The sequence below is a fragment of the Clostridium sp. D5 genome (assembly GCF_000190355.1).
In the GTDB taxonomy this organism is placed as follows: domain Bacteria; phylum Bacillota; class Clostridia; order Lachnospirales; family Lachnospiraceae; genus Faecalicatena; species Faecalicatena fissicatena_A.
This window is the reverse complement of the sequence record NZ_GL870809.1, coordinates 1,346,612-1,355,194: the sequence shown is the minus strand read 5'-3', so window position 1 is coordinate 1,355,194 and position 8,583 is coordinate 1,346,612. Positions and strand designations below refer to the sequence as shown.

The 8,583-nt window shown below is 43.6% G+C and carries 7 protein-coding genes; all 7 read right to left on the bottom strand.

The genetic code is table 11. The features are described from left to right. Positions 1–388: DUF4125 family protein (locus HMPREF0240_RS05670; RefSeq protein WP_148486306.1), on the bottom strand; the 388-nt coding region annotated here is incomplete at its 3' end. 5 nt (positions 389–393) lie between these two features. Beyond that, positions 394–1,395, bottom strand: a complete 1,002-nt coding sequence (locus HMPREF0240_RS05665) for a DUF4037 domain-containing protein (protein WP_157134227.1) — start codon at positions 1,393–1,395, stop codon at positions 394–396. A gap of 91 nt (positions 1,396–1,486) precedes the next feature. Then, positions 1,487–2,800 carry an MFS transporter gene (locus HMPREF0240_RS05660; RefSeq protein ID WP_009002485.1) on the bottom strand — a complete coding sequence of 438 codons (1,314 nt, stop codon included), beginning with the start codon at positions 2,798–2,800 and terminating at the stop codon, positions 1,487–1,489. Positions 2,801–2,894: 94 nt separating this feature from the next. Beyond that, on the bottom strand, positions 2,895–5,537 hold the full coding sequence (locus tag HMPREF0240_RS05655) for an indoleacetate decarboxylase (RefSeq protein ID WP_009002484.1): 2,643 nt from the start codon (positions 5,535–5,537) through the stop codon (positions 2,895–2,897). Positions 5,538–6,110: 573 nt separating this feature from the next. Then, positions 6,111–6,461 carry a LysR family transcriptional regulator gene (locus tag HMPREF0240_RS05650; RefSeq protein ID WP_009002483.1) on the bottom strand — a complete coding sequence of 117 codons (351 nt, stop codon included), beginning with the start codon at positions 6,459–6,461 and terminating at the stop codon, positions 6,111–6,113. 49 nt (positions 6,462–6,510) lie between these two features. Further along, positions 6,511–7,185: a molybdate ABC transporter permease subunit gene (gene modB, locus HMPREF0240_RS05645; protein ID WP_009002482.1), complete on the bottom strand. Its 675-nt coding sequence runs from the start codon at positions 7,183–7,185 to the stop codon at positions 6,511–6,513. Between the two features lie 29 nt (positions 7,186–7,214). Then, positions 7,215–8,069, bottom strand: a complete 855-nt coding sequence (gene modA, locus HMPREF0240_RS05640) for a molybdate ABC transporter substrate-binding protein (protein ID WP_009002481.1) — start codon at positions 8,067–8,069, stop codon at positions 7,215–7,217. Positions 8,070–8,583 lie beyond the last annotated feature (514 nt).

Below are 8,583 nucleotides of genomic sequence, written 5' to 3'. Positions count from 1 at the left end.
TCGGGCGCCCACGCATTGCATAAGCCGGATACTCCTGCTCAAATTCTTCCGCCCATTTTACATGGACGGCTACCGTTGCTTCAATGCGCCGTTTCCGCTCCTCTGAAATTACGGGGAGTGCCCATTCCAGTTGTTTGTACTGTTCGGGCGCCGTCCTTTCCATCATAAACGCATACTTATAAAACAACAGATTCTTTCCCTCTTCACGGGCCTTGCACAGATCCCCGTAATAGCTGTCCAATACCTCTTCCGGCCAGACAAGGAACTGGCTTTTTCTCATGATATAGAACATCTTCCAGTCATCCTGGCATGATGCCCTTCCGCCCTCATTATTTACCTTTTGAAACTGACTCCATTCCTCTTCGACTATCTCTCTTATATTACTCATATTTTTTACCCTACAAGTACCGGCAATGACCGAATCCGCTGATCCTGTATACAGGACATCACTGCATAACCATGTTCTTCGAGATAATCCGATGTGCTGCTGCTTATACCCTGCCTCCACAGTTCTTCTCTTATCAAATCCGCTATCTGCTCCACCATATCAACCATCTGATCAGCCCGGTTCAGTTTATACCGGCAAGCCTTCCATTTACTCGAATCCCAGTGACTTTCGTCCAAAACTCCGGCTGCCATAATCTTCAAAAGCTCTCTGACCCTGCCAAGCTTTGGCAGCTGTTCCAAGCCTCTCCACATCCATTTATAATATGGACAGTAAACACGATTCAGAAGAAATACTATAGCAATGGTATTTCTCATGAATTCATCGAGAGCAAATTTTGCTGCTACAATATCACGCCGCCACATCATGCGTGCATAATTGCACTGCCCGGAATGTGCCATCCTGACTGCACAGGCTGCAATCTTTTTCAGCCGTACATCTTCGGGATAATAATCAAGAAGCTTCCTGCGCACATCAGTAAACATGCCCAGATTATCCTCGAACACCTCTCCGTTTGTAGCAACCGCATAAAAATGTTCCGGTATCCTCAGCCAGTCTAGCGAACTTTCCGGTATCGTATCCCTGGTAAGAAATTTTTGATAAAAGCCCTCAATCTCCAGAATTCCCCGGCGCCCCGCAGACTGCTCTCTGATAATATTTGCGCTGATGCCTTTGTATTCTTTCGGAAGTGACTCATAGATCTCGGTCATACTCTCCCTGGCCCGGGTATATATATTCCTCGGTAACCATACACAAAAGGACGGCCCGTAATCATGGTCCATGGAAATCTGGTCATCAAAACCAAAGCACTCTGATCCCTCTCCCACCAGGCCTACCGCCGCTTTTCCCATATATTCGGGAAACAGTTCCATCAATATGGATTTCCCCATATTCTCATAATATTCCCGCGACAAATCAAGACCTTTTATCTTAACTTCTAATCCACTCAACTGGCTCATCACCTATCCTCTCCATTCGGCAAAGCAACAGTGAGAGAATAATTTCCCCCACCACTGCTGTAAATACCAGGTATCCTGTCGTCTACTTATCGCCCCACACTTCTTCTCTGGACGGCTGTTTCACAATATTAACAAACACACATGCTACAAGATAGAATATTACAGAAATCCAGATTGCTACAAAGTAACTTCCTGTTGCATCACGAAGTGCACCTGCAACATAAGGTCCCAGGCCTGCTCCGCCGGCCATACCAACCAGTGAGATAAGTCCCCATGCCGGTGGCATCTCCTTGCGGCCAAGCATAACCCCAACATATCCAGCCACTGTTGGGATATACATTCCATATACAAGGCCAAAAAGAATTGCATATACCAGGAATGCCCAGTGACTTTGTCCGCCATTTGCCGTAAGCTTAACACCATAATTCAGCCACAGTGCCATGATCGCACATCCTACATAAGAGAATGTCAGAACTCTCTTACGTGCCTTGACCGGATCTCCCAGTTTCTTTGTAAGATTATCGACATAACCGCCTACAACGATTGCTGATATAATGAACATCAGACCAATGAGACAATAAATATATGTTGCAGATAGTTTATCATAACCAAGATCCTTTGTTACATAGTTAATAGAATGTGAAAATACGATAAACTCGGCAAAATTAGAAAAGAACCATAGCAGTGAAAGCATCCAGAATGTTTTGTGTTTGACTGCCCATTTAAACGGAACATAGAATTCTTCTTTTTTCTGGCCGGAATCAGTTTTTGCCATCTTCGCCATGAAGTTGTCATAACCTAACGGCTTCTGCCCTACTGCCTCTGGTTTGCTCTTAGTAAACTGTGCAGCGATTGTAATACCGATCATCAGGACAATACCGAATACTCTCATCATTACCTGCCATGATGCTGTCGACATCAAAATCATGGACAGGAGAGGCCCAATACTCATTGCAACACCAGCAGCAGCAGTTGTAAGCCCCATTGCAAGACCTAACTTCTCCATGAACCACTGACGTACCATAGAAGTAATAGGTGCCCAGAACGCGCCAGAACCGATACCGGCGATTACACCATAGAATAACCAGTACTGCCATGGTTCTTTTGCGAAACTGCAAAGGAACAAGCCAACTCCCATGATAATACCATGTATACTATAGGTAAGGCGGCAGCCAAGCTTGTCAATATAAGTACCCACAAAAAATGCAAACAGGCCGTACATGACCATGAAAATTGAACTTCCTGCTGATACAGCGGCGGTTGACCAGCCTGTAGCTTCAACCATTCCATTAATTAATGTTGCAAACGAGCCACGAATTGTCATATGAAATAAAACAATTACAAATGCTGCAGATGTGACTGACCAGCCAGAAAATTTTTCATTTTTTCCACTCATTTTCATTCCTCCTCAATGATAATTTTAAAAAGAGGAGGAGATACTCCCCCTCTAAGCTTAAAATTATATTAAAACAACTTATCTATAATTTAGTTTACACTTGGTTGTACTCAGTACGGGCAATGACCTCATCCTGGATCGGCTTGCCAAGTTCACACCAGTAAGCGCTGAATCCGGCAACACGAACCATCAGTTCACGGTAGTTTTCCGGATGCTTCTGAGCATCACGAAGCATATTGGAATCAACGATATTAAACTGAACATGATATCCACCAGTGTTAAAATATGTTTTAATAAAGTCTACAAAGTTTCTGCTTCCTTCGTCACCGCGGATCGCATTTGGATGAATCTTCATGTTTAGCTGAACACTGCGGTACTCTGTAGGATCAAGTTTCACTCCGGAATTCAAAAGTGCTATCGGTCCATTTGTATCTGTTCCGGGTGATGCAGAAAGAATACCGTCACAAAGCGTAACTCCTGACAGACGGCCATCTGCTGTAGCTCCCGTAACACGACCATGAGGGCCATGGGCGGATATAGATAATGCCGCTGTCAGCCAACGATATCCAAGATATGTAATCTCTGATGCACAGACTCTGTCATAGTCATGCCACAGATCCACAAAGATATTGTCTACATAATCGTCATCATTACCGAACTTCGGTGTCTCAAGGATATCCTTATGGATCATCGCATATTTCATATGCAATGCAGGATCAATTTCCTGATTAAGCATAGAGAAGTTACCTGCAACAGCACCTATCTTATAGCCAAAGTTATTATCAATTGCTTCTTTGAACTCTTCAAAAGTGTATTTCTTTTCATCCCAGATAAGCTTCTTCATAGCGGCCAGTCCATTACAAACATTAACTGTACCAGAATCAAGCAGTGTAACAGACTTATTGTAACGGCAGCCATTATCATCCTGCGGCCGTCCAACTGCTACACAGTCATGCATCAGTACGGAGCCTGCAATCTTTGGATGAATCTCACGGCAGATTCCAATAACGAAATCCCAGTAGCGCATGTAAACTCTCATGTAATGCTCACGGATCATAACAAAGTTATCCCAGACATCCTCATAGCATGTTATTGGCTTACAGCCTGTGAAACAAACTTCACCGGTTCTTGGATCAACACCATTATTTAATGCTAATTCAAAAGTTTTTCCTTCATTATAAAATGCAGGATGGTTGATGCCGTGTGCCATACCCTGCATGCCAATCTCAACACATCCGGCAATACCCACGTTTCTTGCATCCTCCAGTGAAATATTCTCCTCAGCATGACACCAGAGAAGATGTTCCACCTGCTTATCATAATTGAACCATGCCGGATATCCGCATCCAGCCTTCGTAGTTTCCGCTGCTTTCATGAGCAGACGGTCTGAAGTCTTAGAGCTCACAAGAATACCAAGTGTCGGCTGTGGAGTTGGAATGTTCACACCTGCCTCGAGGATCATTTCCTCTAATTCATTATCAACACATTTACCAGTCTTAGGATCCAAACCGCCTACTGTCATATGCTGGAAGGAGTTAGACGATGCCATAGCTGCCCATGCAGATGGAGTGATGTATTCTTCAGAACTAAACTTAATCCTCATGATTTCCCAAAGCTCAAGAGCTTCTTCTTTTGTGATTCGTCCAGATGCAAGATCCGCCTCATATAATGGATATAATAATTTGCCCCAATGTGCAGGTGACAACCCGAGAGAGATGGAATCATTCCATACCATCAGATGACCGAGCCATGCAGCCTGTAATCCTTCTCTGAATGTACGGGCCGGTTTTGCCGGGCTCCACTCAAGACCTTCTGCTATCAAAAGCAGCTCACTCTTACGGGGCTCATCTGCAGTCTCTGCCTGGCGGCGGGCATCCTCAGCATAGTGTTTTGCCCATGTAATGATTGCTTCACAAGTATAGATACAAGCCTGCCAGAAGTAGATTTTCTCTGTACCTTCCTTCTTAATCGGCTGCTCTTCTTCCAGATGACGTTTACATTCTGCTATCACATCGTCCAGACCACGCTCTACGATAATGTCATATGCCGGTATCCAGCGTCCGTCACATCCGGATGCAAGACCGGAACCAGGGAAAATACCAACTTTCTGTGCCAGCTTCAGATCTTTATAATATGGGAAGGATTCTTCCATAACCTTCTCGGATACATCCTCTATAGACCGTGTGCTCCAGTATTTCAGACATTCTCTCATTGGTTCAACTTCTTCTTCACGTATGGAGAACAACTGCCCTAATTTTATCCAGCCTTCTTCTTTGATGTTGTGAGCTTCGTCATCACCACTAACAGAAAAGAGTTTTGCTTCCTCGTCCTCTGCCATATTCAGGAAATCAATCATAAATTTAGTGGAGAACTGAGGATACATTGTTGCACCACGGGTAAAACGTGTCTTGGAACCAACAATCACTTCATCTTCTTTTACGGTTGCATCCATATTTTCAATCATATACTTGTATGAAAGACCTCGGCGGATATACAACGGCATACCATCATATTTTTTCCACGCTTCTGTATATAATAATGGCATCTGTCCATCAAAACGGCACTTGGAATCCAGGAAATGATCAAATAGTCTCTGTGTACGGTCAGTAGACGCCTTTCCTTCAACTTCTTTTTTAACGAAGTCCGCTACTTCACTATCTGACTCAACCGCCAGCGGCCATGTTACAGTTTTTCCAGTTTCCAGCATTTCAAGAACGCGTGATTTTTCTTTTTCCATATTATGTAATACCTCCTCATTTTTGCTTATTTGTCATTCGAAAGTCCGGACTCTTCCTGCGCTATAAGCTATGGCCTTAGTATAGAATGAAATTTCATATATGAAAATTAGGATATTTAGCTATTTTTTTATAATAATTTATCATTAGCATTCCAATTGTCTATTCATTTTCTGATTATTACTATATTGTATAGTTACACCGATTTGCCTAGTTAAAAGTATTAGATCGTTCTAAATTTAGTTCTTGTTTACTACTTTTTCATATATATTTTTCCGTATTCATCCCCCTTCATCGGATATCATTTTTTACACATAAAATAGAGTTTTCTTGCGGAACCCGCGCCTGCGGCGGGCGCATCGCGGCATCTGCAGCTTACGCCGCAGTGCGCATCCCACCGGGAAGGCTTTTTTATTTCATAGGACGAATTTTCCTATGAAAATAAAATACGCATCCCTTTAAATAAACAAGTGAAATAATAAAACTTGTCTATTTAAAGGGATGCGTATCATTTTTTCGGCTAACTCTTCTTTTCAGGCTTTTATTTCTGCCAAAACAGATTTTTATTGTTCTGTTTATCTTCCTTTTTCCGTATATTCGGGAAAGTATTCTTTAAATGCCAGCTGCGTCTGTTCATTTACCCGCTGTTCCATTTTTCTGTACCTCGCGGTTAAAGATTCGCCATTTTCGGTAAGTTCGCATTTTCCGCCCTTATTACCTCCGTGTCTGCGCAGCAATAGCTCATATCCCAGTTCTTTCTCCGCCCGGTTCATAATCTTCCAGCCCTTGCTGTATGACATTCCCATGGCGGCACATGCTTCTTTCATTGAACCGGTCTGTCTGAGATATTCCAGTAAAGTTATCAGCCCCGGACCGTATACCAGGTCTTCATTATAAATCTTCAGCTTTATAACCGGATGAAACATTGCAGCACCTTCTTTCCTTCATTGTTTCTGGCTTTTCTGTACACGTATCTTACCTCCGGCCATGTTTTCCATACACATAGGTCACATAATTCATTCCTGTCACTACAAAGAAAGAAATCACAACCAGAATCAGCACATACTGATAGGCCCCGTGCATGTCCCCCGCCGCTACATTTGAGTAGACTGCAAGGGGCAGGGTCCGCGTTTTTCCGGCTATATTGCCCGCAATCATGGCTGTAGCCCCGAACTCTCCCAGCCCTCTTGCAAAGGCCAGGATTCCACCGGATAAGATGCCTGAGAGAGCATTTGGAATCAGAATTCTCCAGAAGATACTCCACTCCGACATTCCAAGTGTTCTTCCCGCATAGAGCAGGTTAAAATCGACCTGTTCAAAAGCGCCCCGTGCCGAGCGGTACATCAGCGGAAATGAGATTACAACCGCCGCAAGGACGGTTGCCCCCCAGGAAAATGCAATTTTTACTCCAAAAAAATCCAGGAGTATTTTACCGATCGGCCGTTTCACCCCGAAGAGATACAGCAGAAAAAAACCGGCTACTGTTGGGGGAAGTACAAGCGGCAGGGTCAGGATTCCGTCACACACCATTTTAATCTTCTCATGCTTCATATTTACAACCCAGTAAGCAATTGCAATTCCGGCAAAAAACGTAATGACAATCGCTGACATTGCTGTTTTCATTGATATCAGTATTGGTGATAAGTCCATCCTGGTCCCTCCACTATCATTTTCTTAGATTATTTGTTCTGAATAAATCCGTATTTTTCAAATACTGCAATTGCCTTGTCGCTCTGCAGGAAATCTACGAATTTCTGGGCTGCTTCTTTCTGTGTGGAAGCGGAGACAACACCTACCGGATAGATTGCTTTTTCTGCAAGGCTGCCTTCCGGTGCTTCTGTGACAACTTTCACTTTATCTGTTGTTGCAGCGTCAGTAGCATATACAATGCCTGCCTCTGCACTTCCCTCTGCAACCCAGTTCAATACTTCTGTTACATTTGTTCCAAGACTTGCTTTCGCAGATACTTCATCCCAGATTCCAAGAGATGTCAGTGCTTCCTGTGAATACTGTCCTACCGGAACGCTTGCCGGATCACCGATTGCGATGGACTCCGCTTTCGTAATATCCGTAAATTCTTTCAGATCCAGCGCAGAGTCTGCGGAGGTAATCAGGACAATTTTATTTTCCAGAAGCTCCACTACAGAGTCCTTGTCCACCATATCCTCATCAACCAGTGCATTCATCTGTTTCATGGCCGCTGACATAAATACGTCGGCTTCAATGCCTTCCTCAATCTGTGTCTGCAGCTTTCCTGAACTGTCATACGTACCTTCTACTGTGATGTTCGGATTCTCCTCCTCGAACATCGGAATCAGCTCGTCCTCATAAGAATACTCCAGGCTGGCTGCCGCTGCAACAAGTAATTTTACAGGCTCTTCTTTCTTCTCATCCTTGGTGTCCTGTGCCTCAGTTTTCGTGTCTTCCTTCGCATCTGCCTTTTTTTCTTCCTTGTTTGAAGAACACCCAAATACCAGAGTACTCATCAACGCCGCCACCAGTAAAACACTTCCTGCTCTTTTAAACTTTTTCATATTCTTTCTCCTTTTTGCTTATTAGCATTTATGTCAAATTTATTTAACATAATGCTGTTGTTATTATTATACATCAAGTTATTTCAAAAAACAATTCGGGATTTAGTTCACGCGCTTTAGTTGCGTGAACGGACGGGGACGCTTACCGTAAAAAATTCATTATTTTAAATTTACCGAAAAAACTATTTTCAAATCTACTGGAGACATAAAAGTTACACCAATTCTATTCCATCCACTGGCCCGGTCTGGGATCCAACCGGGGAAGGAGTTCTTTCCTATCGGCGGATGAACCTAGCTTACCGTGAGCCGGGACGGACTGTGAAAAACACCTGTCCTGTTGGAAATGCTTTTAGCGAGCATAGCAGCAGTTAGAGGAAATCCGCAAAATCAGCGCGAAAAAAGCTGCTTCCGAAGCAGCTTTTTAGAACACCTGAGCCGCTTAATCATCAGATTAAGCGGTGAATGTGTTCGGTTCACGCTGATTTTGTGGATTTCCTCTTACTGCTGCTTGGCG

Bases quoted from the DNA above. Each gene is read 5' to 3' on its own strand.
- HMPREF0240_RS05660 (WP_009002485.1), bottom strand. From the start codon at position 2,800: ATGAGTGGAAAAAATGAAAAATTTTCTGGCTGGTCAGTCACATCTGCA.
- HMPREF0240_RS05655 (WP_009002484.1), bottom strand. From the start codon at position 5,537: ATGGAAAAAGAAAAATCACGCGTTCTTGAAATGCTGGAAACTGGAAAA.
- HMPREF0240_RS05650 (WP_009002483.1), bottom strand. From the start codon at position 6,461: ATGTTTCATCCGGTTATAAAGCTGAAGATTTATAATGAAGACCTGGTA.
- modB (WP_009002482.1), bottom strand. From the start codon at position 7,185: ATGGACTTATCACCAATACTGATATCAATGAAAACAGCAATGTCAGCG.
- modA (WP_009002481.1), bottom strand. From the start codon at position 8,069: ATGAAAAAGTTTAAAAGAGCAGGAAGTGTTTTACTGGTGGCGGCGTTG.